Source organism: Synechococcus sp. MIT2312 (assembly GCF_059772315.1).
The window spans coordinates 2,558,835-2,584,913 of sequence record NZ_CM186281.1 but is presented as its reverse complement, the minus strand read 5'-3'; the positions used below and the strand labels follow the sequence as shown (position 1 = coordinate 2,584,913).

The window sequence follows — 26,079 nt, the reverse complement described above, 5'->3', positions numbered from 1 at the left end:
GATCTGAAAGCTGTGATGCGCCTCCAGGCCGAGCCTGGTTGCGTTTTAGTTGACTGATTTATTTCCGTAAACCCTCACCATCCCAATCCCCATGAGTCCTGCTGCGAGCAAGTCAGCTCAGCCCACCGCTGCAGCGCCCAAGACTGCTTCTTCCAAAGCGGCGTCTTCCAAGGCGACTCCATCCATCGTGATGCTGGCGGATTCCAAGGGCCTCCCGAAGGGTGTGAGCAAGAAGGCCAAGACGGAATCGAAGACTTCAGCGGCAAAGTCCTCCGCCACGAAGTCCTCAGCGAAATCGAAATCGACCGCCAAGGGCAGCGCAGCCAAGAGCGCAGCAGCTGCCAAGACGACCAAGGCAACGAAGAGCGCGAAAACCTCTGCAGCCGCAACCCGTGCCAAGAGCTCGGCCGCTGCCAAGCCCACTGATCTTGATGCCGCAGCTGATCAGTTGCTGGCCAAGACCTCCGGCAACCCTTCCGCAAGCAAGGAGGAGAAAGCCAAAGCAGACGCCAAGGCCAAGGTCTTGGCGAGTATCAAGGTTGGCCCCAAAGGGGTCTACACAGAAGATTCAATCAGGGTTTACCTCCAGGAGATCGGCAGGATCCGCCTGCTGCGCCCAGACGAGGAAATCGAACTGGCCAGAAAAATCGCCGATCTTCTTTACCTCGAGGAGCTGGCGGCTCAGTTCGAAAGCGATAACGGCCGTGAACCCGACAACAAGGAGTGGGCGGCATTGGTGGAGATGCCGTTGATTCGTTTCCGCCGCAGACTGATGCTCGGCCGCAGGGCCAAGGAAAAAATGGTTCAGTCGAACCTGCGCCTTGTGGTGTCGATCGCCAAGAAATACATGAACCGGGGCCTGAGCTTTCAGGACCTGATCCAGGAAGGCAGTCTCGGCCTGATTCGTGCTGCGGAGAAATTCGACCACGAGAAGGGCTACAAATTTTCCACTTACGCCACTTGGTGGATTCGCCAGGCGATCACACGGGCCATCGCTGATCAGAGTCGAACGATTCGCCTTCCGGTTCACCTCTACGAGACCATTTCCCGCATCAAGAAAACCACCAAAGTGCTCAGCCAGGAGTTTGGCCGCAAACCGACGGAAGAAGAGATTGCCGAATCAATGGAAATGACCATTGAAAAGCTGCGCTTCATCGCCAAGAGCGCCCAGCTTCCGATCTCCCTTGAGACTCCCATTGGCAAAGAAGAGGATTCTCGCCTTGGCGACTTCATCGAAGCCGACATCGAGAATCCCGAGCAGGACGTGGCCAAAAACCTCTTGCGAGAGGATCTTGAAGGCGTGCTGGCCACCCTCAGCCCGAGGGAACGCGACGTGCTCCGGCTTCGCTATGGCCTTGATGATGGACGCATGAAGACCCTGGAGGAGATTGGTCAGATCTTCGATGTCACCCGTGAGCGCATCCGCCAGATCGAAGCCAAGGCATTGCGCAAGCTGCGTCATCCCAACCGCAACGGGGTGCTGAAGGAATACATCAAGTGATTGCACCACAGCAACTCTCAGATCAATAAAAAAGGAGGCTTTTGGCCTCCTTTTTTATTGATGCCTGCTTGGGACTTCAACCTTTCAGTGCCACTCGAATCAGTGCGACTCGATGCTGTCGGTGAATTCCTGAAAGGCCTTCTTCAATCGCTCAACGGGTGTTTCCGATGGTGGGCATTCCTGGTTGGTGGAACGGGTGTAGGCCTGAAGAATGCGTGCTTCAGGTTCTAACAGTGCTGCGACTGCAGCCTTGAGCATCACAACATTGCGCTGAGGCGTTAATCCAGACAGATAGGAATGCAGGGACCACGGTCCTGAGTCATCCTGCTTCTCCAGCCGCAGGGGCCTGATCAACTGGTAAGCCCGATCACCATCGGAGTCAGTGGTCTGCCTGAGACGTGCCACCAGCATCACCCCGCTCGTCAGCAGGACCAGTCGGATCGATCCCTCGCTCAACAAAGGCAAAAAAGGCACCGATTCATCGGCCTGAGCCAGTGAGGAGCCGGCGGATGACTGGCTCAGCTTCACCCCGTTGACCACAGGACCAGGCATTGCGACCCTCGAGAACGCTCAGATCGTAAAGCTGCTTGTCTTGAAAAGTGAGTGATGCCGCTGAGCTGGAGGGCCAAGGAGCGATCACGGGCCTGCAATCTGTGAAATCTTGAACGGAACTGGGCCTTCGACTCCGTAGGCTGAATGGCTGTTTCAACGTGCCCATGGCTCTCGAGCAACTGCGCATCGCCTCCCGCCGCAGCCAGCTGGCCATGGTGCAGACCAACTGGGTGAAAGCCGAACTTGAGAGAGCCCACCCAGGCCTGGCGATCTCCGTGGAGGCCATGGCCACGCAAGGCGACAAAATTCTGGATGTGGCGCTGGCGAAAATCGGCGACAAGGGCCTCTTCACCAAGGAACTGGAGGCCCAGATGCTGGTGGGCCGAGCAGAGATCGCCGTGCATTCGCTCAAGGATCTACCCACCAACCTGCCCGACGGCCTGATGCTCGGTTGCATCACCGAGCGGGAAGACCCCGCCGATGCCCTGGTGGTGAACAGCAAGAATGCTGAGTACACCCTGGAAACGCTGCCGGAGGGATCCGTCGTCGGCACCAGCTCGCTGCGCAGACTGGCACAGCTGCGTTATCACTTCCCCCATCTCCAGTTCAAGGACGTTCGCGGCAACGTCATTACCCGACTCGAGAAACTGGATGCCGGTGGCTACGACTGCCTGATCCTCGCGGCGGCAGGCCTGACTCGACTCGGATTCGGAGATCGGATCCACCAGATCATTCCTGGCCACATCTCACTGCATGCCGTGGGACAGGGAGCCCTTGGCATCGAATGTGTCACAGACAACAAAGATGTTCTCAACATCATTCAAGTGCTTGAGCATGGCCCCACCGCCGGACGATGCCTGGCGGAGCGAGCCTTCCTCCGGGAACTTGAAGGCGGCTGCCAGGTACCTATTGGAGTGAACAGCCGCATTGATGGCCATGAACTGGTTCTCACCGGCATGGTGGCCAGCTTGGATGGCAAGCGAATGATCCGTGATGAACGCCGAGGCCCCCTTGGCAATCCTGAAGATGTGGGCCTGAAACTCGCAGCAGACTTGAAATCTCAAGGTGCGGGGGAGATCCTGAAGGAAATCTTCGCGTCGGTTCGCCCCGAAGCCTGACTATGTCCCTGCTGCACACAGCGGTCGGAATTTTCACCATTTCCAATCCAATCGGCAATCTGCCGATCTATTTGTCATTCACGAATGGCAATAAGCGTCAGGACCGTGCGATCGCTCGAAGCAGCGCATTCACGATGGTGATCGCTCTGCTCCTTGCCACCTGGGTAGGCAACGATCTTCTCAGCTTCTTTGGCATCGGGCGACCCGCCTTTCAGGTGGCAGGCGGATTGATCGTGGTGCTGATTGGCCTCTCGATGCTGCGCTCCGAACCTTCGAAGGTTCACCATGATCCGGAATCCGTGGCACGCGACCAGAACTCATCAGTGAAGGGAATCGTGCCCCTGGGCATTCCCCTGTTGGCAGGTCCAGGCACCCTCACGGTGGTGATCGCGGATCCAAACGCCGCCAGCTTGGGAGGAAAACTCAGCCTCAGCCTCGTAGTGCTCGCCATGAGCCTGCTCGTTTATCTGATTTTCAATGCTGGTGAGCTGCTCTCATCCAGGATCAGTGCGTCTGCTTTACAGGTGCTCACGAAAATCATGGGGTTGATCCTCACTGCGATTGCGGTGCAGATGCTGTTCTCAGGATTAAGTGCAGGCTTCCCGGTGCTTCGGGGAATCGGGCTCACCGGGTGATCATGACTGGCGTGCCCACGTCCACCAGTTCGTAGAGCTTCTGAACGTGGGCATTGAGCATGCGTACGCAGCCATTCGACACCGCCGCGCGGATTTTCACCCAATGAGGCCAGGGAGTTCCATGAATTCCGAATTGGTTGGGTCCCTGCTGGAGGAAGCCGATCCAGCGATGGCCGAGTGGGCTCGCAGGCCCTGTCACCGGATGAACCCGGCCGGATTTCGTGCTTTCGTACTGAGGATTGACAAGCTTGGTCTCGACCCGGAACACACCCGTGGGCGTTGGAGTCTTGGGGTCACCAATCGCCACAGGCCAGCGCCCGATGGACTGACCAGCACGGATCACACTGATGCGTCGCTGCTTGAGATCGAGATGAATGCTGGTCTCAGCATTCACTGAATGCACAGTCGCTGAAGCAAACATCGGCGGCGACAGCTGAGGAGAAGCAACTGCTGGACCCGATGCAGCCAGAGCCAAGGAAACGGCTCCAAGAGCCATCAGAGGAGAACAGCCAACGCACTTGAGACCCATCACCAGACAGCCAAGACTCACTGGTCTCAACGTATCCATCGGTCGGAGGAAAAACCGCACACCAATGGAGGACTTTCTGAAGAAACGAGCTCGAACCACAGCGGGGATCGTTCCTGGCCTTTGTGATGGAGTGAGACATCCGCTGAGTCGTGCGATGCCAGAGCAACTTCAGTGGACCGAGCCGGAAGCACGACTCGTGCTCCAGGCCATCAAGAACGTGGGAACAGCCGGCGGAGTGTTGTCGCTGCCGCCAATCACCCTGGAGATGATCCGAGCGATTCAGACCCACGTTCTGCATTCTGAAATCGACCTGCAAGATCTGGAGATCGTTGCTCCAGCGGCCTATCCCGACCAAATCAGCTCTGGAAGCAAGCGTGACCAGCTGATTCAGATCCTGGTGCTGATTCCATATGTGGACATGTCGGTCGATCCGCGCATGGTGGCAGTGGTGGATGACTTCGCCGCTTGCCTGCGTGTCAGCCCGGAGACTCTGAACGATCTCCATCAGGTCAGGGACAACCACCTCAGGCGGTTGCTGCTGAATTATGGGCGGCGGAGCATGGGCGAGTTTCTGATGCTGGATACACCGTCCAAATTCGTTCGTGGAGTGATCAGCGCCATTCATCAGGCCATTGGCGACCCCGTTGTTGCGCAGCGTTATCAGTCCTTGAAATCGTTCCCGGAAGGAAGCCTTGGTCACAGCTTCTTCCACTGGTATCGCGACCGTCAGTGGGCCCTTCCCGGCGAACACAAGAGCACATCAGAACTGTTGGTCAACCATGATTGCTGCCACATCCTGGGCGGCTTCAACACCGACACTCAGGGAGAAATGAATGTGGCAGCGTTTCAGGCCGGTTTATTCAGCGATGGCTTCGGATTTGAATCACTGCTTGAGGTGATGCTCGATTTCCATCTCGGCAAATCCTTCAGCACGTCCACCGGACTGATCGCACCGGAGACTGGTCAGTTCGTACCTGATGCTGCGATGGCTGGGTATGAGAAGGGACTGGCCTGCAACATCAACCTGATTCAGGAGCTTGATTTCTGGGGTGTTGCCGAACAGCAGGTCATCGCGCTGAGACAGCTGTACGCGATCCCTCCAACACTCGGACCTATTCTGCTGAAACCCTGAACGCGCGCTTCAGGACAGCACAGAAAAGGCAAACCAGAGCAGAAAAACAGCGTAGGCGAGGTTGATGAGCTGGCTTCCTGCCCTCAGACGCTGGGGATTGCGCTCACGGTCACAACAATGCAACACCGCTGCCTGCAGCATGTAAATGCCGAACACCAGGATGAGCGAACCAAGGGTCACGGTGCCCCAGTCCAGAGACGAGGCAACCAAAGCGACCACACCCCAGGCGAGGTTGGCGAATCCCACCTCGATCTGGAAATCATTGCGCTTGCCGAGATCCCAGCCCATCCGCACCGCATCGCTGCGATGAAACACGGCATGGCGGACGAATGACAACAGCCCCACACCGCCGACTGACCAGAGCGCTACCCACTGAACGGCAGAAGTCATCTGGCCTGAAGACAGAGCGTTAAATCCAAAGAAAAGGCCGATGCCACCCACAACCCAGGTGACTTGCATCAGCACCTTGGCAATCCGGGGGTGGGTGGGCAGCATCATCATGTTGAACTCTCAGCAACAAGTGGATTAATCCACAAGCTTGGGATCGATCTCAGCCAGATAACGAGCCTCACAGGTCTTGATGATCTCAATGGCTTTGTCCGTCCCGAAGAATCCGTTCACGGTGCAGGTTCCTGGCTTCTTCAGATCCTTGTAGTGCTCCCAGTAATAAGTGGTTTCCTTTTTCCAGTGATCACCAAGGTCCTCAAAGCTCTTGATGTGATCCATGCGCTTGTCATCGGCCAGCACAGCGATGACCTTGTCATCAACCTCGCCACCATCATCAAAGGTCATGATGCCGATGATTCGAGCTTCAACGATCGAACCTGGAACCAGAGGCTCAGTGACATTGACGATCTCAATATCAAGTGGATCGCCGTCTTCATCCCAGGTCCGGGGAATGCAGCCGTAAGCAAAGGGATAGGCCAGAGAGGAATAACCAACCCGATCCAACTTCAGGTGACCGGTCTCGGTGATCAGCTCGTACTTGTTGATGGTGTTCGAGTTGAGCTCCACGATCGTGTTCAGACGCAACTCGGTTTCGTCAGCAAAGGCCGGCAGCACATGCAGCAGGTTCGGCATGCTGCGGCTCGGAGCCTGGTCGAGATTGGCCATGGAGGACGGCGTTCGGAGCGGTGATATTACGAGCACGTCTCAACGCTGCTTCGTGCTCAACCGTCTGGTTCAGCTCTGACATTCACCACACACCGATTCAGCGCAAAGCACCGGGCAGAGGGTTAGGCCCGGACGGCGAACAACTGCTCCAGCTTGGCTTCCAGGTAGTTCAGGAAGGGATCACTTGAGAGAGACCGGCCGGACACCTGCTCCACAAGCTGTTCGGCATTGAGGGCACGCCCGATGGGGTGGACGTTCTCTCGCAGCCAACCGAGCATGACGCCGAGATCTCCACGGCGAACATGCTCTTCGGGGGAACCAATCGCCGCCGTCATTGCCTCGCTCAACTGTGCGCTCACCAGGTGCCCAAGCAGATAGGAGGGGAAATAGCCAAACAGACCTTCGCTCCAGTGCACATCCTGAAGGCAGCCCTGCGCATCATCAGCAGGGGTGACCCCCAGCAATTCGCGGTAACGACGGTTCCATTCGCTCGGGAGGTCCTCCACCGACAGCCCCTCTTCCAGAAGAGCCAGCTCAAGATCCGTTCGAACAAGGATGTGAAGTCCATAGCTGAGTTCATCCGCTTCCACCCGGTTGCATCCGGGAGCCACCGGATTCATCGCCTTCCACAGATCCGACGGCGAACCCAGGGGTGCACCCGCAGCGGCAAAGCGTTCCCACCAGAGTTCTGAAAAGGGCTGGCTGCGGGCCACCCGGTTTTCCCAGAACAGCGACTGACTTTCATGCACGGCCATCGACGTGGCCTGACCGAGAGGCCAGGCAAACCACTGATGCGTCGAGGTGGGCAGTCCCTGCTCGTACAACGAATGACCCCACTCATGAGCTGTGGCCAGAAAACAGGACAGAGGCTGACCAGCCACCACTCGCGTGGTGATGCGGAAGTCGCAAGGACCCAGTGTGATTGAGAAGGGGTGCGGGGAAGCCGCAACGCATGTGATCCCTTTATCCCTGCCCCAGTCGCTGAGGAGCTGATCACAGAGCTGCTGCTGAGTCGATGCGGGCAGATCCCAGCTGAGAGACGACGGTCTTGGGCTGCCCTTGAGTTGCTCCAACAACTCAGGCAAACGTCTGCGCAGCGGCGCGAACAGATTCTGAAGCCGCTGAAGCGTGAGGTCAGGCTCGAACGGCTGCGCGAGAGTTTCCCAGCAACTTCGCGGTTCTGCCAGCTGACGGGCCTGTTCCTGACGCAGCTCCACCATCCGGCGAAGGGCTGGTGCAAACAGAGCAAAGTCGGAAGTCCTCCGTGCCTGTTGCCAAAGGTTGTAACCCTGGGATTTGGCCGTGGCCAGAGCACTGACCAGATCAGGGTCCAGTGCCTGCTGCCGCCGGAGATCCTTCTCCAGCAGATCAAGATTGCGGGCCTGGCCGGTGACAAGTTCAGGGGGATCTCCACTGTTGGAGCGGGTTCGCCACTCATCACGGGCTTCCGCGATCAGCTCCGCATAGTGCTCGGAGCTCTGGCGTGCATGGAGCTGGCGAGCCAGCAGAGCCAGTTGCTCACCCCGCCAGGCTGCACCACCACTTGGCATTCGGGTGTTTTGATCCCAGTAGAGCGTCCTGGTTATGGAATCCATAACCTGGGTTTCGTGAAGGTGCGAGCCAAGACGATCCCAAGCCGTTGTCCCGGCAGCCATTGGCTTCATCGATCTGAAAAGACCTTAACCAGCTTCGAGGTCGGAGCACAGAGCCCAGGAAGCAAATCAAGGATCGATTGGCCTTCAAGTCATCAACTGTCAGGACAGCTCCTGATCGTCATTTGCACTGGTATCGGGTTCCCCATCTTCAGCGCGCAGAGCCCTCTCGAGAGCATTGACCTGGGCTGTTCGTTCAGGGGATTCAACAATGACGCCAACTTGTCGGACAGCGACCAGCTTGCGCCACAGCAGAGTGATGAGCCAGGAGGCCGTGGCGAAGACTGCTGCGAAATACAGGAGTCGCATGATCTCCCAAGAGCCGGGGAAACGCTGTTCTAGTTGAAACGGCGGTTCAAGGGCGGAGTCGAGATCGGCCGTCCGCTTATTGCAGCTCTTCACCATCTTCAGGAGAGCCGCACTCCTGATCTCTTTGTTCCTCGAGCGAAAGCCGTTTCAACTGGCGCTGGGCATCCTGTCGCCTGAACAGCTCATGAAATCGATTGATCAGATAGTCGACGTCTGTCATGAACCAAGCCCTGCTTCGCAAGCTGACCGCACAATCAATGCATTCTCGCGCGGATCTGACGATGGGTTCAATCCTTGCGGCAATAGCCACCACCCATGGGGTTCCAACCAGACGGACAGTTTTCATCCATCGCTGGGCGCAGGGTGTAGCTCATCAATCCGAGAGCGCTGCACTTGCCGTTTGACATGTCGATGTAGCCCATCGGGCACTCAGCAGTGAGTTTCTTGACCACCCGTTGCGACCTTGCAGGAAGCGGTGAAATGCTGACCACGGGAACCAGGAACAGCAGAAGCCAGACCAGTCTGTTGAACATCTATTGACCAGAACCGCTGCTCAAGCACCAGGCTAGAGCTGAAGTTCAATGCCGATGCCCAATGGCAGCACTGCTCAGCCTTCAGGAACGTGAAGCCCTTCGCGCCACTCTGACGCACTGGCAGGTGGGGGATGAGCGCCTCAAACGCCAGTGGCAGTTCAGCGATTTCAGTGAGGCATTCGCCTTCATGACCAGGGTTGCCCTGTTGGCGGAATCAAAGCAGCACCATCCCAACTGGAGCAACGTCTACAACCGGGTGACGATCGAACTGACCACACACGACCTGGGAGGACTCAGCAATCTGGATGCCGAGCTGGCGCGATCGATCGACGCCTTGCAGTAGCCCGCTGCCAGAATGGTTCCAGGGCAGAGATTTTTTCTATGACATCCAGCGTGAAGCGAGCCGCGGTGCCGGTGACGATTCTCACTGGCTTTCTTGGAGCAGGAAAAACGACGCTGTTGAACCACATCCTGAGCAATCAGGAGGGTCTTCAGACAGCTGTTCTGGTGAATGAATTCGGGGAGATCGGCATCGACAACGAGTTGGTGGTGAGCACCAACGAAGACATGGTCGAACTGAGCAACGGGTGCATCTGCTGCTCCATTAACGGCGAGCTGCTGGAGGCCGTCGACCGCATCCTCAGCAGACCCAAACCGGTCGAGTACCTGGTGGTGGAAACCACTGGCCTGGCTGATCCGCTGCCCGTTGCCATGACGTTCCTGGGCAGCGAGCTGCGTGATTCAACGAGGCTCGACTCGATCATCACCTTGATTGATGCTGAGAACTTCGGAGCAGAAGCCATTGCCAGCGAAGTCGGTCGTTCACAGGTGATCTATGGCGACATCCTGATGCTCAACAAAACCGATCTTGTGGATGAAGGGCGCTTGAAGGATGTCGAACAACAGCTGCGCGACGTCAAAAAAGATGCACGCATCCTGCACTCAGTGAAGGGGGATGTGCCGCTGCCCCTTCTTCTGAGCGTGGGTCTGTTCGAATCCGATCGAGTGGTGAACGAAAGCCACGACCATGGGCACAGTCATGACCACGGGCACAGCCATGACCACGGGCACAGCCATGACCACGGGCACAGCCATGACCACGGGCACAGCCATGACCACGGGCACAGCCATGATCATGGATCCGCCGATCATCTGGCCATCGAAGGCTTCACATCACTGTCGTTCTCAAGCAGTGATCCCTTTGACCTGAGAGCCTTTCAGAATTTTCTCGACAACCACCTGCCTGAAAGCGTTTTTCGCGCCAAAGGAATCCTCTGGTTCAAGGAAAGCGAGCGACGTCATGTCTTCCACCTGGCGGGGAAACGATTCTCAATCGACGACAGCGACTGGACCGGAACCCGCAGGAACCAACTGGTGCTCATCGGCCGTGGACTCGACCATGACGCCCTGAGACATCAGCTTCAGGACTGCGTTGTCGTGTCTGTTGATCAGTAAGAGCAGGCGAAGTTGCCCCGTATCCAGCAAACATGATTAGGGTGGCATGCAATGAGGAGAGGGCATGGTTGAAGTTCTCGCGGCTGGCGGCCTGTTGATGGCTCTGGCATTTGCCTTCTGGCTGCTGCTCGACTCCGACGACGACAACGGTGGCGGTGGTTTGATGGAGCCAGCCCTTGTTCCAATTCCCGTGCGTCGCAGCGACCGCTGAACAGCAGGTCTCAACTTGATTCTCTGTCAAAACCCTCACCTCAGGTGAGGGTTTTTTATGCATACATCCAAGTTGTTGAATACGCTTCGCTGAGATGCTGCTGCGCGTGTCTACCCAGCCTTCCTGCCTCGACGCATCGGACTCGGTCAGGATGGAGAGCGCAACTCCTGCTGGCTTCAAGGAACAGACCCGAAAACGTGCTCAGCCCCTGAACACCTCTCGCTGCCTGTAATCCAATCGTGAACAGCGATCGATCCTCAATGGCAGATCCCCTTGAACAAGGACTACTCGCCAGGACGCGCAGCTTGATATCAGGCCGCTTTTTGCTGGTGGCGGGAGCCGTGGCGATTGGGTTCCTTGCCCTGCTTCCGGTCATCGGTCTACTGGGCGAAGGACTCAGCGGCGTGAGCAACGGCAATGCCAGCCTTCGGCCGGATGGTCTGCTCCAGATCCGCGGCACAGTGGTGTTACTGATCGGCACCAGCCTGTTGGGGGGTGTGATCGGAACCGCCAACGGCTGGCTGCTGGCGAACTGCCGTTTCCCTGGCCGCCGCTGGCTGCGGATCGCCCAGCTCATCCCACTGGCCAATCCGTCGTATCTGCTGGCGGCGACCCTGGTGGATATCGGCAGTCTGGAGGGAATCAACATCAACGGAATGGGATGGGGAATCGTTGTGATGGCGCTGACCACCTACCCGTATGTGTTCCTGCTCAGCACTGAGAGCTTCACCATCTGTGGACGCCGGCAACTGGAAGCCTGCCGCTCGCTAGGAGTGGGGCCTTGGAACAGTTTCCGCCGGATCGCACTGCCCATGGCTCTGCCGGCGATCGGTGCCGGCATTGCCCTGATGGGCATGGAGGTTTTGAACGAATATGGAGCCGTGCAACTGCTCGGCATTCCCAGTCTGTCGGCTGGAATCATCGAGGCCTGGCGAATCGAGGGCAATCCCGCTGGTGCTGTGGGACTCGCTCTGATCACCCTCTGCATTGTGATGGTCCTTCTGTTCGGCGAACGCAGGCTGCGCAGCCGCAGCCGTCGCTGGTCCGAAGGCGTAGCCGGCGGAGAGTCACCGGCATGGACGCTGAACGGCTGGCGAGCTCTCTGCGCCCAGACATTGGCAGCAGTACCTCCGTTCATCACGCTTGGTATTCCGCTGTGGTGGGGCGGAATGAACTGGCAACAGCTGGCCACCGGCCTGACACCCGAATTGCTGCTGCTGACCATGCGCACGCTGGGGCTCGCGCTTGGAGCGACCCTGCTTGCGGTCCTGGCAGCTCTGTTGCTGGCCGTCGCCAAACGCTGGAGTCGTGCCAGGTGGCTCAGAGCTGTGACGTTTCTGGCAGGCATGGGCTATGCCATTCCAGGTGCAGTTCTGGCGCTGGCTCTGCTGGTGGTCGGCGCCCCCTGGCAACTGTCTCCAATCCTGCTTCTGCTCTGGGGGTACAGCGATCGCTTCCTCGCTGTGAGCAAAGGTGGCATTGATGCTGCTCTGGAGCGACTCTCTCCCAGCCTTGATGAAGCAGCAACAGGGCTGGGCTTGCGTTGGCCGACCGTGCTCAGACGCGTTCATCTGCCGCTTCTGCGTGGCCCCATCCTGGTTGGCAGCCTGCTGGTGTTCGTTGACACCGTGAAGGAGCTGCCGCTCACATTCGCGCTGCGACCTTTCGATTTCGACACGCTTGCGGTGAGGGTGTTTCAGTACGCAGGTGATGAGCAACTCGCTGCTGCGGTCTGGCCAGCACTGATGATCCTGGTCCTCGGTCTGATTGCTTCATCAGCTCTGGTGCCCCGATTGGATCGGGATATGGAGTAACGGTCGGGGTCAGAAGGCGAAACGATTGGGCACACAGTCGGGCCCGCGCCGCGGAGCCAGAACGGACAGCCAGCTGCTCTGGAAAGGGTGGAAACCATCGTCACTGACCAGCACCAGCGGAATTCGACCGTCTTTCATCGCCGGACCCCAGGCCATGCCCTCCCAGTTGGCTGATGGCAGACCCTCGGCCAGCAGATCCCAGCTTTGCAACGGTTGAATCAGGGGAGCGTTCGCTGATTCACGTGCAGGCAGACCCAGCATCTGCAGATGAGCAGCCCAACCGGCTGGCAACGCAAAACTGCGCAGCAGCCCAAGAACTGCTGCATCACCCTCAAGGGCCAGCAGTTCGGTCAAACCGAGCTTCCGACTGGCCGATGCACCTGCAGGTCCAATCTCGAATCTGCCAAGGGGCTCGAGCAGCTGATCCGGACCGGGGCGGAGACGGGCGATCCGAACCCAGTCCTTGACCTGTTGTGCCCTGTCCTGAATCAGCGGAGCTTCTGCTGCCATGACCAGATCACCGGATGCCATCTGCGTGAGTGCTTCAGGTCCTCGATTGGAGGCAAGCCCCTGCCCATCCCTCTCTTGCCAGTCAGCAAGGAGCGGGACCTCGCGCTGCAGGCGTCCATTCAAGAGGTTGTAACGCTGCAGTCTTGCTCTTCTCTCAGGGCTTCGGCGCCCCTCACTGACAATCCAGACCTGATGGCCATGGAGCACCAGCCCCTCACCGTCAAAGTTCGCAGGCAGAGGTGACCCCTTTCGATCCCTCAACAGCAGACGTCGACCACCCTGCAGCGATGCCTGCTCACCCTGCAACAGACGGCTCAGGCCAGTGAAAGAAACCAAATAACCAGTGGTTGCGTCGCTCAACAACCAGAGGCGATCGTGCTTTCCCTGATAGGCCACAGCGGAGAAGCCACCCACACGAGCTCCATCCAATCCCCGGTCTGGGAGTTCAAGGTTGCGAATCACCTCCCAGCCAGCCGCCAGAGGACAGGGAAGTGCCCGTGCCGGCGATGGCAAAGCCGGCAAGGCTGTGACCATCATGGTTTTAGGTGCCAAGGTCAACTGGAACATCATCACCACAGCCACGACCACGGCCACGACAACGGCCACATCCACAGCCACAGCCACGGGCAAAGTCGACAAGCATTCCGGTGGACGGTTCTGCTCAATGCCAGCCTGAGCGGTTTGCAGATCGCCGTGGGGATCGCCTTCGGATCGATCGCATTGATCGGCGATGCCCTGCATAACGTCGGTGACGTGATGGGACTCCTGCTGGGCTGGGGAGCGGAGAGCCTGAGCCAGAGACCCGCCAAGGGTCGCTTTAGTTATGGCTTCGGACGCTCCACCCAGCTGGCAGCCGTCGCCAATGCCGTCCTGATCCTGATGGCCTCCGCAGTGGTCTGCGTGGAGTCCATTCAGCGGTTCCGACAACCGGAGCTGGTGGTGGCGTGGCCGGTCGCCATCGCCGCAGGCGCTGGCCTTGTGGTGAACCTGGTCTCCGCCCGTCTGTTCGGTTCAGATCACCATGGTGATCTGAACCGCCGAGCTGCTGCTCTTCACCTGCTCGGAGATGCAGCGGTCTCGGCGGCGGTGCTGCTGAGCGCCTTGGTGACCTCCATCACCCGCTGGACATGGATTGATCCCCTCACAGGTCTTGGAGTCGGCCTGAGCGTGGGATGGCTTGGGATCATGTTGTTGCGCGATGGCCTCGCCGAGCTGATGGATGAAGTTCCCCATCGGATTGATCCAGCCGCCGTTCTGGCCGATCTGCAGGCAATGCCAGGGGTGCAGGGCGTCCATCATCTGCACATCTGGTCCATCGGCGGAACGCGCGTGGCCCTCACTGTTCACCTGCAGAGGGATGCGGGCCTGAGCGATCAGGATCCGCAGCTGCTGAGCGGGGTTCGGCAGGCGATGCACCACAAGGGCATCGAGCACTGCACGGTTCAGCTGGAGGAGCCCGATGAGGACTGCGGAGAATCACTGAGCTGAGCGACGCGCAGGGCGATCAGACCATCCATTTTCACGCCTGCCGCGGCCAGCAGATCCGCAAGAGTGACCACGAGGCGATAGCTGAGTGCCACGGCGAGCAGTGCTGCTTCAGGCACGGATGAACCCAGGCGCAGCAGCAGCACCGCCTCGAAGACACCCAGCCCCCCTGGAGCAGCGGGAACCACAAGCCCTGTGGCCCAGGCCAGTGAAAAGGCTGCCATCCAGTTGCCGATCGGCAGCACCGAGGTCAGTCCGAACACCTGAATGCAGCACCAGAAACCGGAGAAGCGTGAGGCGATGAACACCAGCTCGGCCATCAGCGGTGCCCAGGGATAAACATCACGTCCACTGCCCAGCTGTTCAAGGGGAGGCAAGGAGCCCAGATCGGGATCAGAGCGATTGAGTTGCCTTAATCGGCTGCGTTCAAGCCTGCAGAGCAAGGGCTCTCTCCAGCGCGGAAGCAGGAGCAGTGCAGGCAGTGGCGCCAGCAAGGCCAGTCCGTTCTGCCAACCACCGAAGGGCAGCCAGAGCAGGGCCGCCACCGCCATCAACATCGGCTCGAGCAAGACCGACACGAGGGCCGGCCCCGTACCGATGGAAGGACCCAAGGCCCGCACACGCTGAAGGAAATGCCACACTCCACCGGGCAAGTACTTGAGCAGATTGCTGCTCAGATACAAGGGGACAAGAGGAGTTGAGCCTGAGCCGTGGCCCAGCCATCGCACCAGAACCTGCCAGGCGCCGGCATTCACAACCAAACTCAGCCAACTGAGGCCGAGGGCCAGCACAAGCCACCACCAGCCCTGTGACGTGATCGACAAAGAGCGCAGACCTACGGCATGACCAGCCAGCGCCCAGCCCACAAATCCGAGAGTGATCAGAGTGATCCACAGCTTCAGACCTCCGGGGGGTTTCACCAAAAGCAGGGATCGGACATGCTTCAGCATGTCCACTCCTGCTGGGGATTGAACTGAAGAGTCTGCTTGGAAAGCTGTTGCCAGAGAGTTTCTGGAGAGAGACCGGCGCGCTGTGCAAGCTGTTGGAGAGCATCCCGCTCGGGCTTCACGGACTGGCTTCCGTCGGGCTTCAACATCTGCTTGGCCGACAGCTCGCCCCATGGAGTTTGGAGGACTCCTCGACGACGCGGCAGCACCCAGCGCCCCTGACGTCGTTCGCGCAGTCCCAGGGTTGGGCTGTCCCTCCACCAGATCCGGCGCAGATCCGCTGCCTGGTCAGGCAGCACCAGGGCCGTGACGGCGGTTCCTGGACGCCCCTTCTTCATCTGCAACGGATAACAGGCCACGTCTAAAGCACCCGCATCACGCAGCTGCTGGATCAGCCATGCCACGGCTTCAGCCGAAACATCATCAATCCAGGCTTCCTGGATGATCAGGTCCTGCCAACGGGGCTGGTTGGCTTCAACAGGGGGCTGTGAAAGCTGGCGGATCAGGCGCAACAGGTTGGGACGGTCCAGCTGACGATGGCCCAGCCCAGTACCAACCCTTTGCGGAGCCAACTGATTGGGCCATCCGAAGCCGTCAGCAAGCACAGCCATCAGAGCCAGGCCGGTCGGAGTTGTGAGCTCAGCTTCCGGCCAGTCGTCGCCCCAGCGCAGTTGCACACCATGACGTCGCGCCAGCTCGAGAACTGCCGGTGCAGGGACAGGCAGCCGCCCGTGAGCCGTCGCAACCGAGCCGCGTCCCGCTGGAGGAGGGACGCACCAGATCGATAGCGGCTGGAGATGCTCAATGGCAGCGCAGACACCAACCACATCCACCAGGCTGTCAATGGCGCCAACTTCATGGAAATGGACCTGCTCAGCTGGAATGCCGTGAACGGCCGCTTCTGCTTCGGCGAGTGCCGTGAACACCGACAACACCCGCGCCTGCAATGAAGGAGCGAGCACGGCATTGCCGATCCTTTGGCGCAACTCTCCCCAGTGTCGATGCGGTGGATGGGGGTCTCGCTCTTCAACATCCACACGGAGTCCCCTCAGACCGCCGTTTCGCGCCTCCTCAACACGAAGCACGTAGGCGTTCTCAAAACCAAGCTCCCTCAGCGGGGCATGAACCACCTCAGGGGGGACCCCCAGATCAAGACAGGCCGCCAGCAACATGTCTCCGGCCAGACCGGTGGGACAGTCCACCACGTAGGCAGCGGCATTGCCAGGGGTCATGTCAGCTCCGGATCGAGGCCCTCCAGCAGCCTTTCAGCGATGACATCAAGATCCTCGAGACGCTTTTTCAAAAGCTGTTCCACCTCGCGACGAGCACGGCGCTGCTCGCGTTGCGCGGTGGCCACATCCTGACCTGACAATCCCCAGATCCTGCCGAGCAGTGCCCGATCGTCAGCCCCGCCACGAGCGGCCCCCTCCAGGAGTGTCTCGGCCACCATGCCGGCCTGAAGAACACGGCTCCAGCGGCGCAGATCTTCCAGGGGTAATCGAACCTGATCCGGCAGCTCGAATTCGGTGGCTCCATTGCAACGCAGGCCTGCCTCAAGACAAGGACGTGTGCCCACCAGGACGCGCCGCACCTTCATCTCCTCCTCACGCGCAACCAGCCAGTGACCTGCCTCATGGCGCGCCACCCGTCGCAGCCGCATCTTTCCTCCGGGGAGAGCTTCTGCCAGGAGATGTCCCCCCATTCCCTCCAACTGGGAGGCGTCGAGGGTGAGTGCAAGCAAGCCGCCACCCACAAGCAGAGCGATCCAGGCGGCCGAGAGACCAACGAGCGGGCCAAACACCGCGAGCCCTGTGCAACCGGCCACCGCCAAACCGGCAGTGGTGCTGGAAACGGGAGAGGGATTCATCAGGTGCGAGCCGTTCGACTGTGGTCTGCAGGGCGGCGGGAGGCACCACCGCGCCCCTTGCCACCACGGGTGGGCATCGGTGCAATCACCTCGACGGACTGAACTTGAAGCATCTGCCCTTGGCGACGCACGTCAAGGCTGACGAAATGGCGCAGGTGCGCAAGCTCGATCTCGCCACTGAGTTGCAACTTGAACGGCAAGGGGCGAAAGCCATCAGCACGGGGTTGCTGACGCACCTTGACCACAACTTCCGATGCTTCCGGCTTCGTGTAGATGAGCTCGCCCCTGATTGAGAAGTAATCGTCACCCTCAGGCAACTCATCCATGGACGCATCCGCAGAGTCGATCTCCGCATCCGAGGCTGAGAGGGTGCTGGGCTCCCAGATTCCAGCGATCTGGAGATGCAACTGACCGGCTTCCCTGCACCGCGGGTACACCACCCAGAGGTGAGGCTTGTCCATGTCGAGATGACGGCGCATCAACGTCAGCATGCGGCCCAGAACAACAGCATCAAGCTCCTGGCCATCACCATCAATCAAATGGCCCCGGGTGCTCTGATCTTCAGATTCGGGCCGGAACAGTCCGCGCACAACGCCGATAGCCCGGTACTGCAGCGGCTCGGTCACCGCGGGGATGGGATGGTCGCGCATCAGATTCAGGGGCATCCACTGGCCCGCGGCAACTCTAGCCAGCTTCGACAAAGCGCCTCAGACTGGTTGGGCGTTCTCACGACACGGTGCCGGGTTACAGGCGTCAAACAACCGAAACTCTGGTCAGGCTGGGCGCAATCGCCTGCCTTTGTGTGATCGCAGGCTGGACGGTGGCCAAGCTCTGGCCCAAAACGCGTTCTGCAGCCACGGTCCAGAGACAGTCCTCCAACAACGAAATCTCAGGACTGGAGATGCTCAACATCAAGGTTCAGAACCATCCAAGCGACTGGCGCTGGGCATTGTTGCTGGCTCGTGCTCAATACGGGAACGGAGATCGCGAAGCAGCGTTTCGCACCTTGAGGCCTTTGCAGCGCCTTCACCCCGATCGGCTTGAGGTGATGACCCTATGGGCCCTTGTCGCACAAGAGACCAACCAGGGCGCAGAGCCAATCAAGCAGATGACTGAACGTTTCGACTCCCTGCCAGCTGAACGTCGGCTGCAACTCGGATTGTTGTTGGCCGATCTGGAGCGCTTGTCAGGAGCATCAAAAGCGGCTGCCGATCGCTATCGCAATCTGATCAACGACAACCCCAAACGACCTGAACCTTTGCTGGCGTTTGCACTTCTGAAACGGGATCAAGGTCGAGGAGACGATGCCATCGCTCTGCTGCGCAAGGCCATGCCGTTGAGCAAAACTCTGGTCACAACGGGTACTGCTCTCGAGACCCTTGAACTGCGCTGGGCGCTTGAAGCGGCACGCAATCGACCGGCAAGCCCGAGCCCTAAGGCTGTGACAACTCCCTGAGCGCCTCATCAATGGCATCAACTGGATCGGTGGCATCGTTCATGGACGTTGCTTGACGCAGATTCCGCATCAACTCCATTGGATTCGTGACATCCAGCACCGATCCCTTCTTCTTGGATTCCCCTGGAAGAGTGTTGTAGATGTCGCGATCCTCGTTGCGCTCCAGCACAGTCGGCTGTGACATCGTCGTCTGCGACTGAGCAGCGGGGCAAACCGGAAGCAATGCGCTGCACAGAGCGAACGCAAGACCAGAGGTCACGCGGAGCGATTGCATGAGATCAAGTGCTCGGTTCCGGGTGATGCTAAGGGTCTCCAATCAGGTGCATCAGGGTCTCCGTGCAGATCGCAAGCTGGAATGTCAATTCGATTCGCACGCGACTGGATCACGTCGTCCGCTGGTTGGATCAGAACGATGTCGATCTGCTGGCCCTTCAGGAGACCAAGGTCGATGATCCGCTCTTTCCGCTCGAACCCTTCCGTTCAAGGGGGTATGAGGTCAGCTTCCATGGTCAGAAGTCGTACAACGGCGTGGCGCTGATCAGCCGGCAGCCTCTTGAAGACGTGCGTTTGGGGTTCGTGGGAGAACTGGGGGTTGATCCTGAAACTGAAGAGCTGAGCCAGCAGAAGCGTGTGATCAGTGCTCTGGTGGATGGAATCCGGGTGGTCAACCTCTATGTGCCGAACGGTTCCAGCCTCAAATCCGACAAATACGACTACAAACTGAAGTGGCTCTCATGTCTTGCGAAATATCTGCGGGCAGCTCAGACAAGGGATGAACCCCTCTGCGTTGTGGGTGATTTCAACATCGGACCGGAAGCCAGAGACCTCCATGACCCTGATCGTCTCAGCGGCGGAATCATGGCTTCAGACGCCGAACGCAGCGCCTTGGCTCAAGCGCTTGGAGATGATCTCAAAGACGCCTTCCGGTTGTTCGAATCGGGCAGCGGTCACTGGAGCTGGTGGGACTACCGCAGCGGTGCATGGAACCGCGACAGCGGCTGGAGAATTGATCACATCTATCTCAGCAGCGACCTGCAGGAGCTTGCCCTGAGCTGCAAGATCGACAAACAGGAGCGTGACCGCGAGCAACCCAGCGACCATGCACCTGTGGTGGTTGACCTGTCCTGGGATCTGGAGGAGGAGTGCGAAGACGATCCCGAAACCTTCGGCATGGATTAAGCCACAGGCTGCTTTGAAGCAATATTGATCTCAAAAAGGCGATTCCCAGGCGCTTTTGCTGCGGCTTGAATCAAAGGGGGCAAGGACATGCTCGATCCGTCACAGTCTTAAACAAGCCGTTCTTGCGCGGGTCATGCAACGCCGCATGGGGCTGAAAATCGGCTCAAATCCTGCTCAGGCGCTGTTCAGACAGGGTCTGATCACATGCTCAAACACGATGCCGAGGCTTGTATCACAAGTTCCAGAATCCCCGCTTCGTACACAGATCAGCCGTTTTGGCACGTTCTTGGGTCAGGATGTGGCACGGTTTGCATCGGCCCCTTGGCATCCGCCCCCGTGACAGCACCAAGCTTGAACACCAGTCGCTCCCAGGAGCTCTTCAGTGCCGCCCAGGCTCTGATGCCTGGTGGCGTGAGCTCCCCAGTGCGTGCATTCAAATCTGTGGGTGGCCAGCCGATCGTCTTCGATCGCGTCAAGGGTGCTTACGCCTGGGACGTTGATGACAACAAATACATCGACTACATCGGCAGTTGGGGACCGGCGATCTGCGGTCATGCCCATCCCGAAGTGATCAGTGCGCTGCAGGAAACGATTGAGAAGGGCACCAGCTTCGGAGCTCCCTGTGCACTCGAGAACACGTTGGCGGAGATGGTGATCGAAGCCGTCCCCAGCGTGGAGATGGTTCGCTTCGTGAACAGCGGCACTGAAGCCTGCATGGCTGTGTTGCGTCTGATGCGCGCCTTCACAGGTCGCGACAAGGTCATCAAGTTCGAAGGTTGTTACCACGGCCACGCGGACATGTTCCTGGTGAAGGCCGGTTCCGGTGTGGCCACCCTCGGCCTGCCCGACTCACCTGGAGTCCCCCGCAGCACCACCGCCAATACTCTGACCGCGCCCTACAACGATCTGGAGGCCGTCAAGCAGCTATTTGCAGAAAACCCTGATGCCATTTCAGGAGTCATCCTCGAGCCCATCGTCGGCAATGCAGGGTTTATCCAGCCTGAGCCTGGTTTCCTTGAAGGTTTGCGCGAACTCACCAAGGAGAACGGCGCTCTGCTCGTCTTTGACGAGGTCATGACAGGCTTCCGCATCAGTTACGGCGGTGCCCAAGCCCATTTCGGTGTCACCCCTGATCTCACCACCATGGGCAAGGTGATCGGTGGAGGGCTGCCCGTAGGTGCCTACGGCGGTCGACGCGAGATCATGGAGATGGTGGCTCCTGCTGGCCCCATGTACCAGGCCGGCACTTTGAGCGGAAACCCCCTCGCCATGACGGCGGGCATCAAGACACTCGAGCTTCTGAAACAGCCTGGTAACTACGAAAAGCTCACCGCCACCACTGAAAAACTGGTCGCAGGCATCAAGGACGCAGCAACCTCTGCGGGTCTTCCCATCACGAGTGGAAGTGTGAGCGCCATGTTCGGCTTCTTCCTCTGCGAAGGACCTGTTCGCAACTTTGAAGAGGCGAAGGCTACGGACGCTGAACGTTTCGGCAAATTGCACCGCGCCATGCTTGAGCGTGGTGTTTACCTGGCTCCATCAGCCTTCGAGGCAGGTTTCACCTCCCTGGCCCATTCGGACGCAGACATCGAAGCCACGATTCAGGCGTTCCGCGACAGCTTCGCTGCGATCGCCTGAACTCTGAATCAGGGTCACTCCCCATGCCACATCCCAGCATCGGCATGGGTAGCCAGTTCAAAAAGGCGTTGATCGGGCTGACCCTCGTGATCGCATCACTGCAGAGCTCTGCCAGCCGCGCAGGCCCCTTGCAGACATGGCTTCAGCTCCCTGAGTGGCTGGATCTCAGCATCGACTACACGGCTGAGCCCATGGCCGGAATCAGCGGTGGTGCAAATCCATCAGCATCAAGCTGGTATCAGGCGGTGGTGCTCGACCTGTCCCTGAGCAGCGGGTTCGGGAAAAACCAACAGCAGTGGACTGAATTGGACCACTGGCAGCTCAATCTGCAGCTGACCAATGATGCCGGCAACCCCGACCTGAATACCGAGCTGGGATCAGCGTTCACACTGCAGACGCTGGTGAATCCAGTGGGCACCTGGATCACCGAAGCCTCTGTGGTCAGAAATCGCGGCGAGAGCTGGTGGCAAGCCGAACTGGGCGTGATGTCGCTGGATCCAGTCATGGCTGGGGAACCCGGCTTTCTGTCTGTTCCTGCCATGGGCAGTTACATCAGCTCAGTCCTGAACAACACTTTGAACCTGTTGATTACTGGAGTGCCGATCGATCCCTTCGTGGCGCCTGGAGTCAAGCTTCAGGCTCATTCAGAGTCTCTTGGTTCACTGGAATATGCCTACTTCTACCTGAACCCTCAGACCAGTATTGCGGCAAGCCTTGGCGTTGATCCAGGGGTGCCCGACGTCCAGGGCGGTGTTCAAGCTCTGCAATGGACAACCAATCCTCTGCGATCGAGAACTGATCTTTCGGCAGAAATCAACATTCCAGACAGCAATGAGAGCGTGATCAGACAGTTACCACTTCCTGAAGTTCAGCTTGGTGGCTATTTCTCATCAACACGTCTCCTGGTTGACAACGCAAGTGAGCTGGGAGAAGGCATCAACCGTGGCATTTACGGATCACTCACCTGGCCTGTTGATGTACCGCTCGGCCTGGATAATCGAATTTGGGCGGGTGGCACCGTCAGCCTGGACCCTGCCAATAACCCTTATCCAACATTCATCGCAGGGGGCTGGTTAAGCCAAGGCATCATTCCTGGCCGACCACTTGACGTGCTTGCTTTGGGCCTGGGTCGAACCAGTTTCAGCCCGACCATCAACCCGGGGCTGAGCCACGAAGGAACAATTGAGTTGAATTATTCCTTTTATGTTTCAGAAATTTTGCAAATTCAACCCGTAATGCAATGGATCATCAATCCAGGCGGCGAGGGCAAAATCCCAGGAATCTGGGCCGGAGGAGTACAGATTAATTTGAGCCTCTGAGAATCAGCGATAGTTCTCAAACTGAAGAGGCACATCCAGCTCATCCTCTTTTGAACGCAACAACTGAATCACCTGCTGAAGATCATCCTTACTCTTGCCTGTCACCCTGAGGCTGTCTCCCTGAATCGCCACGGTGACTTTCTTGAGCTCATCACGCACAATCTTGCTCATTTTCTTGGCAAGTTCCTGACTGAGTCCTTTCTTCAATTGAACGGTCTGCTGCACACGATTACCACCCACTGTCTCCGCCGGCTGGAAGTCAAAGATCTTCAGAGAGAGATTTCTTTTCGTCGCCTTGGCTCGCAGAATATCTTCAACAGCTTGAAGGGTCATGTCACTGGCGGTGGTGATCACAATCGCTGTGTCTTCAAGATCAATCTCTGAACCGGAATCCTTAAGGTCATATCGCTGAGACACATCCCTACGAACTTGATCAAGCGTATTCACCAACTCCTGACGGTCAAAATCAGAGACCACATCAAATGAATACGAAGCCATTGAACAATCGTCAGTGGTTAAAGGTTAGCAACGCTCTTGAAGCCGCTCTCAACAGGAGATCTGACAGCAAATGGAGTGCAATGAAAGCGTCATCTTCAATCAGCAATCCGTTCCAAACCCCGCTTCAGGCGGCCAGAAGGAAGACGGACGCGGCGACTTGGTGATGCACTCGGGTTGATCGCGTCGATCAACAGTCGATCACTATGGTTTCAACCGCGATTGCCTTGATTGTGTTCATCACGGACCTTCTCAACCAGACACCCTCGGCGCCGTACGCCTTGTCGCTCGTGTTTTCGGGAGCTGTGGTGATCGCCAGCATCATTCCCCTGGGTGCAGCCCGCTCACAGGCGGACTTCACCCTGGACGACATGAAAGCTCCGAGGGCCATGTTCGACCGCCTTCCAGACTGGGGAAAACGAGCCAGCTGGGCCCATCAGAACAGCTTCGAAGCGTTCGGCCTGCATGCTCCAGCCGCGCTTCTAGCCCTGATTGCCGTGCTGCACTCCGGAGAGCTTCAGGGCCTTGCCATGCCCGCAGCTCTGCTCCAGCCCGTGCTGCGTCTGATTTATTTGCCGGCCTATGTGGCCAATGTGCCGCCCCTCAGAGGACTGTGCTGGGCCGGTGCTCTGCTTTGCTCCGGAATCCTCTACATCGAGGGATTGAAAGCTCTGATGGCCGCCTAACTCTTGCCTTGCTGGAATTGTTTCAGGGCAGCAAGCAGTGAGGCAGGTGACTGAGGATCTACCATCAGCACGCTGCCGGCAGGCGAGTCAGCCATGCGCTGCCCCATGGCCATCCAGTTTTCAGCGAGCATCAGCCGTACTGCCTCTTCCGCTTCCGGGCTCTCGGACAGTGCCCTGGCCATGACGCGTGCCGCTTCGGACTTCGCTTCAGCCATCACACCCTGCTGCTTGGCCTGGGCTTCGGCCTCCAGCAGAAGCGCCTCCTTCTGGGCACGTGCATCCAGCACGAGAGCCTCTGCTCGGCCACGCGCCTCATTCAACTGAGCCTCCTTTTCTCCTTCGGAACGCAGAATCGCAGCGCGCTTCTCCCGTTCGGCAGTCATCTGAGCCTCCATCGCTTGCTTGACGCCCGGCGAAGGATTGATGTCGCGCATTTCAACGCGGGTCACTTTCACACCCCATGGATCGGTGGCCTCATCAAGCTCCTTCAGCAGAAGCTCATTGACCTCACTGCGAGTGGTGAAGGTCTGGTCGAGATCCAGCTTGCCCATCTCGGCACGAATCTGGGTCAACACCAGATTCACCATCGCTGCCTGCAGATTGTCCACGGCGTAATACGCCTGGGAATGCTCGAGCAACTGCCAGTACACAACCGCATCGACCTCGATGGAGACGTTGTCTCGCGTGATGCAGAGCTGAGGAGGAATATCCAGAACCCGTTCTTTGAGCGACTCATGACTCACCACCCGTTCGACAACGGGAATCACCACGGAAAGCCCAGGCTGCAACTCACGGTCGAACTTGCCCAGCCGCTCAACGAGACGAGAGCGGCCACCGCTAGTGACCTTGACGCTGCCACTGCCCAGAAGCGCGATCAGGATCAGTGCAGGCAGGCTCAGCAGCGCTTCCATGACGAATGGATGTCTGAGGCGACGCTAGTCCCCAAAGTGAGAAGAAGCAGCCAGCTGACATGCCACCTCTTTGGAGTCCCTTGATCTGGTTGCTGGTGGCGGGCGTTCTGCTGGTGGTGGAGCTGGTGCAGCCCAGTTTCGATGGCTTGATGTTCGCCGTCTTAGCCGGTCTTGTCGTGTCCGTGGTGACGGCCTTGCTGCCGCTGCAGGTCTGGATTCAGATCACCCTGTTCAGTCTCATCACAGTGCTGGGAACGCTGTGGCTGAGCAGGTGGTCTGCGCATCGCAATCCACGGCCCGGAAGGCGGCGGCTGAAAGACAACACCGCCGAGGTCCTGGCAACGATTCAGCCCGGAGGAGAAGGCAGGGTGCGCTGGCATGGCCAAAGCTGGGCAGCCAGTTCACTGGATGTAGAGACTCCTCTTCAGGCCGGAGATCGTGTGCTTGTGATCAGCAGGGAGGGCACCAGGCTCCAGATTCTGCCGACCCCGCCTTCGCCTTAAACGTCAGTCGAAAAACAACAGGCTGACCACCTTGCCCATGTCTTCGGCATTGCGACAGCTGGCAAGCAGTGTCTCGCTGTCATGGAACGCCAGACAAATCAGCTGATCACAACGACTGATGATGTCCTGGTTGCAGAGGCTGCTGGCCATCGGCAGAGGCAGATCGTCGTGTTCAGGCTTCTCGATCAGATGCAGAACCGTCTCCAACTGATCACGGATCTCAGGTCCTTGGCGACTCAGACTCTGCGGCAGAAGCACCGTGAGCTTGGAGGCATCCACAGCCAGCACTCCTCGGATCACCGCTGCATTGACCCCCTGCGCACCTGAGGTCACAAGAGAGTGGCCCTCCTGAGCAAGCGATCGGGCGATCAGCTCGATCAGATGAATGGCGACCACCGGAACATGACGACTTCCGAGGATGGCAATCCTCCGTGCTCCCTTGTCTTGGAGCAAGGCCAATTCCTGGGCAAGGGTGTCGACCCTGTCCATTGCAGGAAGATCAAGGGATCGGCTCAATGACTACCTGCGA

The 26,079-nt window shown here is 58.6% G+C and carries 32 protein-coding genes; 15 read left to right on the top strand and 17 right to left on the bottom strand.

From position 1 onward, the window contains the following. Window positions 1–91 precede the first annotated feature (91 nt). The gene (rpoD, locus tag AC6EI9_RS14210; protein ID WP_498468348.1) at window positions 92–1,501 is read left to right on the top strand and encodes an RNA polymerase sigma factor RpoD; all 1,410 of its coding nucleotides are present in this window, start codon (window positions 92–94) and stop codon (window positions 1,499–1,501) included. Window positions 1,502–1,600: 99 nt separating this feature from the next. Here rpoD and AC6EI9_RS14205 read toward each other — a convergent pair whose 3' ends face one another. Beyond that, window positions 1,601–2,053: a DUF6561 domain-containing protein gene (locus tag AC6EI9_RS14205; protein ID WP_498468347.1), complete on the bottom strand. Its 453-nt coding sequence runs from the start codon at window positions 2,051–2,053 to the stop codon at window positions 1,601–1,603. 164 nt (window positions 2,054–2,217) lie between these two features. Between AC6EI9_RS14205 and hemC the strand changes: the two genes are divergently transcribed. Beyond that, window positions 2,218–3,171: a hydroxymethylbilane synthase gene (gene hemC / locus AC6EI9_RS14200; RefSeq protein WP_498468346.1), complete on the top strand. Its 954-nt coding sequence runs from the start codon at window positions 2,218–2,220 to the stop codon at window positions 3,169–3,171. Window positions 3,172–3,173: 2 nt separating this feature from the next. Next, complete coding sequence (locus AC6EI9_RS14195; protein ID WP_498468345.1) at window positions 3,174–3,806, top strand: MarC family protein; 633 nt, start codon at window positions 3,174–3,176, stop codon at window positions 3,804–3,806. Here AC6EI9_RS14195 and AC6EI9_RS14190 read toward each other — a convergent pair. Further along, window positions 3,796–4,227, bottom strand: a complete 432-nt coding sequence (locus tag AC6EI9_RS14190) for a L,D-transpeptidase (RefSeq protein ID WP_498470096.1) — start codon at window positions 4,225–4,227, stop codon at window positions 3,796–3,798. The two genes, AC6EI9_RS14195 and AC6EI9_RS14190, sit on opposite strands and share 11 nt — an antisense overlap. A gap of 262 nt (window positions 4,228–4,489) precedes the next feature. Between AC6EI9_RS14190 and AC6EI9_RS14185 the strand changes: the two genes are divergently transcribed. Beyond that, complete coding sequence (locus AC6EI9_RS14185; RefSeq protein WP_498468344.1) at window positions 4,490–5,467, top strand: hypothetical protein; 978 nt, start codon at window positions 4,490–4,492, stop codon at window positions 5,465–5,467. A gap of 9 nt (window positions 5,468–5,476) precedes the next feature. Here AC6EI9_RS14185 and AC6EI9_RS14180 read toward each other — a convergent pair whose 3' ends face one another. The 6 genes from AC6EI9_RS14180 to AC6EI9_RS14155 all read right to left on the bottom strand — a co-directional run bounded on the left by AC6EI9_RS14180 (window position 5,477) and on the right by AC6EI9_RS14155 (window position 9,074). Further along, window positions 5,477–5,968, bottom strand: coding sequence for a DUF6790 family protein (locus tag AC6EI9_RS14180; RefSeq protein ID WP_498468343.1), 492 nt, complete (start codon window positions 5,966–5,968; stop codon window positions 5,477–5,479). 24 nt (window positions 5,969–5,992) lie between these two features. After that, window positions 5,993–6,580, bottom strand: coding sequence for an inorganic diphosphatase (locus AC6EI9_RS14175; RefSeq protein WP_498468342.1), 588 nt, complete (start codon window positions 6,578–6,580; stop codon window positions 5,993–5,995). A 122-nt stretch (window positions 6,581–6,702) separates the two neighbouring features. Continuing rightward, the gene (locus tag AC6EI9_RS14170) at window positions 6,703–8,235 is read right to left on the bottom strand and encodes a carboxypeptidase M32 (protein ID WP_498470095.1); all 1,533 of its coding nucleotides are present in this window, start codon (window positions 8,233–8,235) and stop codon (window positions 6,703–6,705) included. Window positions 8,236–8,334: 99 nt separating this feature from the next. Next, window positions 8,335–8,637: a hypothetical protein gene (locus AC6EI9_RS14165; protein ID WP_498468341.1), complete on the bottom strand. Its 303-nt coding sequence runs from the start codon at window positions 8,635–8,637 to the stop codon at window positions 8,335–8,337. Continuing rightward, the gene (locus tag AC6EI9_RS14160; RefSeq protein WP_498468340.1) at window positions 8,618–8,761 is read right to left on the bottom strand and encodes a hypothetical protein; all 144 of its coding nucleotides are present in this window, start codon (window positions 8,759–8,761) and stop codon (window positions 8,618–8,620) included. Before AC6EI9_RS14160 ends, AC6EI9_RS14165 begins: the two co-directional genes overlap by 20 nt. 67 nt (window positions 8,762–8,828) lie before the next feature. Then, window positions 8,829–9,074 (bottom strand): hypothetical protein, encoded by a 246-nt coding sequence (locus AC6EI9_RS14155; protein WP_498468339.1) that lies wholly within the window; start codon window positions 9,072–9,074, stop codon window positions 8,829–8,831. Between the two features lie 61 nt (window positions 9,075–9,135). Between AC6EI9_RS14155 and AC6EI9_RS14150 the strand changes: the two genes are divergently transcribed. From AC6EI9_RS14150 to AC6EI9_RS14135, 4 genes are all read left to right on the top strand, one after another. Continuing rightward, window positions 9,136–9,417 (top strand): 4a-hydroxytetrahydrobiopterin dehydratase, encoded by a 282-nt coding sequence (locus AC6EI9_RS14150; protein WP_498468338.1) that lies wholly within the window; start codon window positions 9,136–9,138, stop codon window positions 9,415–9,417. A 38-nt stretch (window positions 9,418–9,455) separates the two neighbouring features. Next, window positions 9,456–10,529, top strand: a complete 1,074-nt coding sequence (locus tag AC6EI9_RS14145; protein ID WP_498468337.1) for a CobW family GTP-binding protein — start codon at window positions 9,456–9,458, stop codon at window positions 10,527–10,529. A gap of 64 nt (window positions 10,530–10,593) precedes the next feature. Further along, window positions 10,594–10,740 (top strand): hypothetical protein, encoded by a 147-nt coding sequence (locus tag AC6EI9_RS14140; protein WP_498468336.1) that lies wholly within the window; start codon window positions 10,594–10,596, stop codon window positions 10,738–10,740. Between the two features lie 260 nt (window positions 10,741–11,000). Next, entirely contained in the window at window positions 11,001–12,554 is a 1,554-nt protein-coding gene (locus AC6EI9_RS14135) for an ABC transporter permease (protein ID WP_498468334.1), read from the top strand. Window positions 12,555–12,563: 9 nt separating this feature from the next. Here the strand turns inward: AC6EI9_RS14135 and AC6EI9_RS14130 are convergent, their stop codons facing one another. After that, complete coding sequence (locus AC6EI9_RS14130) at window positions 12,564–13,805, bottom strand: esterase-like activity of phytase family protein (protein WP_498468333.1); 1,242 nt, start codon at window positions 13,803–13,805, stop codon at window positions 12,564–12,566. Between AC6EI9_RS14130 and AC6EI9_RS14125 the strand changes: the two genes are divergently transcribed. Then, the gene (locus AC6EI9_RS14125) at window positions 13,758–14,552 is read left to right on the top strand and encodes a cation diffusion facilitator family transporter (protein ID WP_498468332.1); all 795 of its coding nucleotides are present in this window, start codon (window positions 13,758–13,760) and stop codon (window positions 14,550–14,552) included. The two genes, AC6EI9_RS14130 and AC6EI9_RS14125, sit on opposite strands and share 48 nt — an antisense overlap. On the opposite strand, the gene AC6EI9_RS14120 is transcribed toward AC6EI9_RS14125, so the two are convergent. Genes AC6EI9_RS14120 through patR form a run of 4 tightly spaced genes read right to left on the bottom strand, consistent with a single transcriptional unit; the run spans window position 14,507 to window position 18,013 of the window. Further along, window positions 14,507–15,499: a lysylphosphatidylglycerol synthase domain-containing protein gene (locus AC6EI9_RS14120; protein WP_498468331.1), complete on the bottom strand. Its 993-nt coding sequence runs from the start codon at window positions 15,497–15,499 to the stop codon at window positions 14,507–14,509. The genes AC6EI9_RS14125 and AC6EI9_RS14120 overlap by 46 nt on opposite strands. After that, window positions 15,493–16,728 carry a nickel pincer cofactor biosynthesis protein LarC gene (gene larC, locus AC6EI9_RS14115; RefSeq protein ID WP_498468329.1) on the bottom strand — a complete coding sequence of 412 codons (1,236 nt, stop codon included), beginning with the start codon at window positions 16,726–16,728 and terminating at the stop codon, window positions 15,493–15,495. The genes AC6EI9_RS14120 and larC overlap by 7 nt, the downstream gene beginning before the upstream one ends. After that, the gene (locus AC6EI9_RS14110; RefSeq protein ID WP_498468328.1) at window positions 16,725–17,363 is read right to left on the bottom strand and encodes a hypothetical protein; all 639 of its coding nucleotides are present in this window, start codon (window positions 17,361–17,363) and stop codon (window positions 16,725–16,727) included. The genes larC and AC6EI9_RS14110 overlap by 4 nt, the downstream gene beginning before the upstream one ends. Beyond that, window positions 17,363–18,013, bottom strand: coding sequence for a heterocyst master regulator PatR (patR, locus tag AC6EI9_RS14105; protein WP_498470094.1), 651 nt, complete (start codon window positions 18,011–18,013; stop codon window positions 17,363–17,365). The genes AC6EI9_RS14110 and patR overlap by 1 nt, the downstream gene beginning before the upstream one ends. Before the next feature lie 86 nt (window positions 18,014–18,099). On the opposite strand from patR, the gene AC6EI9_RS14100 reads away from it, so the two are divergent. Beyond that, window positions 18,100–18,819, top strand: coding sequence for a tetratricopeptide repeat protein (locus AC6EI9_RS14100; RefSeq protein WP_498468327.1), 720 nt, complete (start codon window positions 18,100–18,102; stop codon window positions 18,817–18,819). On the opposite strand, the gene AC6EI9_RS14095 is transcribed toward AC6EI9_RS14100, so the two are convergent. Beyond that, the gene (locus tag AC6EI9_RS14095; RefSeq protein ID WP_498468326.1) at window positions 18,797–19,003 is read right to left on the bottom strand and encodes a hypothetical protein; all 207 of its coding nucleotides are present in this window, start codon (window positions 19,001–19,003) and stop codon (window positions 18,797–18,799) included. The genes AC6EI9_RS14100 and AC6EI9_RS14095 overlap by 23 nt on opposite strands. Before the next feature lie 152 nt (window positions 19,004–19,155). On the opposite strand from AC6EI9_RS14095, the gene xth reads away from it, so the two are divergent. The 3 genes from xth to AC6EI9_RS14080 all read left to right on the top strand — a co-directional run bounded on the left by xth (window position 19,156) and on the right by AC6EI9_RS14080 (window position 22,955). Beyond that, the gene (gene xth, locus AC6EI9_RS14090; protein ID WP_498468325.1) at window positions 19,156–19,998 is read left to right on the top strand and encodes an exodeoxyribonuclease III; all 843 of its coding nucleotides are present in this window, start codon (window positions 19,156–19,158) and stop codon (window positions 19,996–19,998) included. 336 nt (window positions 19,999–20,334) lie between these two features. Further along, complete coding sequence (gene hemL, locus AC6EI9_RS14085) at window positions 20,335–21,636, top strand: glutamate-1-semialdehyde 2,1-aminomutase (RefSeq protein WP_498470093.1); 1,302 nt, start codon at window positions 20,335–20,337, stop codon at window positions 21,634–21,636. A gap of 23 nt (window positions 21,637–21,659) precedes the next feature. After that, window positions 21,660–22,955, top strand: a complete 1,296-nt coding sequence (locus AC6EI9_RS14080) for a carbohydrate porin (RefSeq protein WP_498468324.1) — start codon at window positions 21,660–21,662, stop codon at window positions 22,953–22,955. 3 nt (window positions 22,956–22,958) lie between these two features. On the opposite strand, the gene AC6EI9_RS14075 is transcribed toward AC6EI9_RS14080, so the two are convergent. Then, entirely contained in the window at window positions 22,959–23,453 is a 495-nt protein-coding gene (locus AC6EI9_RS14075; RefSeq protein WP_498468323.1) for a YajQ family cyclic di-GMP-binding protein, read from the bottom strand. 203 nt (window positions 23,454–23,656) lie between these two features. On the opposite strand from AC6EI9_RS14075, the gene AC6EI9_RS14070 reads away from it, so the two are divergent. Continuing rightward, entirely contained in the window at window positions 23,657–24,136 is a 480-nt protein-coding gene (locus AC6EI9_RS14070; protein WP_498468322.1) for an MAPEG family protein, read from the top strand. Here the strand turns inward: AC6EI9_RS14070 and AC6EI9_RS14065 are convergent. Then, window positions 24,133–25,047 carry an SPFH domain-containing protein gene (locus AC6EI9_RS14065; protein WP_498468321.1) on the bottom strand — a complete coding sequence of 305 codons (915 nt, stop codon included), beginning with the start codon at window positions 25,045–25,047 and terminating at the stop codon, window positions 24,133–24,135. The two genes, AC6EI9_RS14070 and AC6EI9_RS14065, sit on opposite strands and share 4 nt — an antisense overlap. A 59-nt stretch (window positions 25,048–25,106) precedes the next feature. Here AC6EI9_RS14065 and AC6EI9_RS14060 point away from each other — a divergent pair, with 59 nt between their 5' ends. Beyond that, window positions 25,107–25,550 (top strand): NfeD family protein, encoded by a 444-nt coding sequence (locus AC6EI9_RS14060; protein WP_498468320.1) that lies wholly within the window; start codon window positions 25,107–25,109, stop codon window positions 25,548–25,550. A 3-nt stretch (window positions 25,551–25,553) separates the two neighbouring features. On the opposite strand, the gene AC6EI9_RS14055 is transcribed toward AC6EI9_RS14060, so the two are convergent. After that, window positions 25,554–26,066, bottom strand: a complete 513-nt coding sequence (locus AC6EI9_RS14055) for a DNA-processing protein DprA (RefSeq protein WP_115125090.1) — start codon at window positions 26,064–26,066, stop codon at window positions 25,554–25,556. Window positions 26,067–26,079 lie beyond the last annotated feature (13 nt).

What these genes read in the sequence shown, in the direction of transcription:
- AC6EI9_RS14135 (WP_498468334.1), top strand. Translation starts at nt 11,001, where the DNA reads ATGGCAGATCCCCTTGAACAAGGACTACTCGCCAGGACGCGCAGCTTG.
- AC6EI9_RS14195 (WP_498468345.1), top strand. Translation starts at nt 3,174, where the DNA reads ATGTCCCTGCTGCACACAGCGGTCGGAATTTTCACCATTTCCAATCCA.
- AC6EI9_RS14205 (WP_498468347.1), bottom strand. Translation starts at nt 2,053, where the DNA reads ATGCCTGGTCCTGTGGTCAACGGGGTGAAGCTGAGCCAGTCATCCGCC.
- AC6EI9_RS14120 (WP_498468331.1), bottom strand. Translation starts at nt 15,499, where the DNA reads ATGCTGAAGCATGTCCGATCCCTGCTTTTGGTGAAACCCCCCGGAGGT.
- AC6EI9_RS14110 (WP_498468328.1), bottom strand. Translation starts at nt 17,363, where the DNA reads ATGAATCCCTCTCCCGTTTCCAGCACCACTGCCGGTTTGGCGGTGGCC.
- AC6EI9_RS14130 (WP_498468333.1), bottom strand. Translation starts at nt 13,805, where the DNA reads ATGCAGGGCATCGCCGATCAATGCGATCGATCCGAAGGCGATCCCCAC.
- rpoD (WP_498468348.1), top strand. Translation starts at nt 92, where the DNA reads ATGAGTCCTGCTGCGAGCAAGTCAGCTCAGCCCACCGCTGCAGCGCCC.
- AC6EI9_RS14160 (WP_498468340.1), bottom strand. Translation starts at nt 8,761, where the DNA reads ATGACAGACGTCGACTATCTGATCAATCGATTTCATGAGCTGTTCAGG.
- hemC (WP_498468346.1), top strand. Translation starts at nt 2,218, where the DNA reads ATGGCTCTCGAGCAACTGCGCATCGCCTCCCGCCGCAGCCAGCTGGCC.
- AC6EI9_RS14150 (WP_498468338.1), top strand. Translation starts at nt 9,136, where the DNA reads ATGGCAGCACTGCTCAGCCTTCAGGAACGTGAAGCCCTTCGCGCCACT.
- AC6EI9_RS14075 (WP_498468323.1), bottom strand. Translation starts at nt 23,453, where the DNA reads ATGGCTTCGTATTCATTTGATGTGGTCTCTGATTTTGACCGTCAGGAG.
- AC6EI9_RS14170 (WP_498470095.1), bottom strand. Translation starts at nt 8,235, where the DNA reads ATGGCTGCCGGGACAACGGCTTGGGATCGTCTTGGCTCGCACCTTCAC.
- AC6EI9_RS14185 (WP_498468344.1), top strand. Translation starts at nt 4,490, where the DNA reads ATGCCAGAGCAACTTCAGTGGACCGAGCCGGAAGCACGACTCGTGCTC.
- larC (WP_498468329.1), bottom strand. Translation starts at nt 16,728, where the DNA reads ATGACCCCTGGCAATGCCGCTGCCTACGTGGTGGACTGTCCCACCGGT.
- patR (WP_498470094.1), bottom strand. Translation starts at nt 18,013, where the DNA reads ATGCGCGACCATCCCATCCCCGCGGTGACCGAGCCGCTGCAGTACCGG.
- AC6EI9_RS14140 (WP_498468336.1), top strand. Translation starts at nt 10,594, where the DNA reads ATGGTTGAAGTTCTCGCGGCTGGCGGCCTGTTGATGGCTCTGGCATTT.
- AC6EI9_RS14180 (WP_498468343.1), bottom strand. Translation starts at nt 5,968, where the DNA reads ATGATGATGCTGCCCACCCACCCCCGGATTGCCAAGGTGCTGATGCAA.
- AC6EI9_RS14080 (WP_498468324.1), top strand. Translation starts at nt 21,660, where the DNA reads ATGCCACATCCCAGCATCGGCATGGGTAGCCAGTTCAAAAAGGCGTTG.
- AC6EI9_RS14175 (WP_498468342.1), bottom strand. Translation starts at nt 6,580, where the DNA reads ATGGCCAATCTCGACCAGGCTCCGAGCCGCAGCATGCCGAACCTGCTG.
- AC6EI9_RS14095 (WP_498468326.1), bottom strand. Translation starts at nt 19,003, where the DNA reads ATGTCACAGCCGACTGTGCTGGAGCGCAACGAGGATCGCGACATCTAC.
- AC6EI9_RS14165 (WP_498468341.1), bottom strand. Translation starts at nt 8,637, where the DNA reads ATGGTGAAGAGCTGCAATAAGCGGACGGCCGATCTCGACTCCGCCCTT.
- AC6EI9_RS14070 (WP_498468322.1), top strand. Translation starts at nt 23,657, where the DNA reads ATGGTTTCAACCGCGATTGCCTTGATTGTGTTCATCACGGACCTTCTC.
- AC6EI9_RS14145 (WP_498468337.1), top strand. Translation starts at nt 9,456, where the DNA reads ATGACATCCAGCGTGAAGCGAGCCGCGGTGCCGGTGACGATTCTCACT.
- AC6EI9_RS14060 (WP_498468320.1), top strand. Translation starts at nt 25,107, where the DNA reads ATGCCACCTCTTTGGAGTCCCTTGATCTGGTTGCTGGTGGCGGGCGTT.
- AC6EI9_RS14065 (WP_498468321.1), bottom strand. Translation starts at nt 25,047, where the DNA reads ATGGAAGCGCTGCTGAGCCTGCCTGCACTGATCCTGATCGCGCTTCTG.
- AC6EI9_RS14190 (WP_498470096.1), bottom strand. Translation starts at nt 4,227, where the DNA reads ATGTTTGCTTCAGCGACTGTGCATTCAGTGAATGCTGAGACCAGCATT.
- AC6EI9_RS14155 (WP_498468339.1), bottom strand. Translation starts at nt 9,074, where the DNA reads ATGTTCAACAGACTGGTCTGGCTTCTGCTGTTCCTGGTTCCCGTGGTC.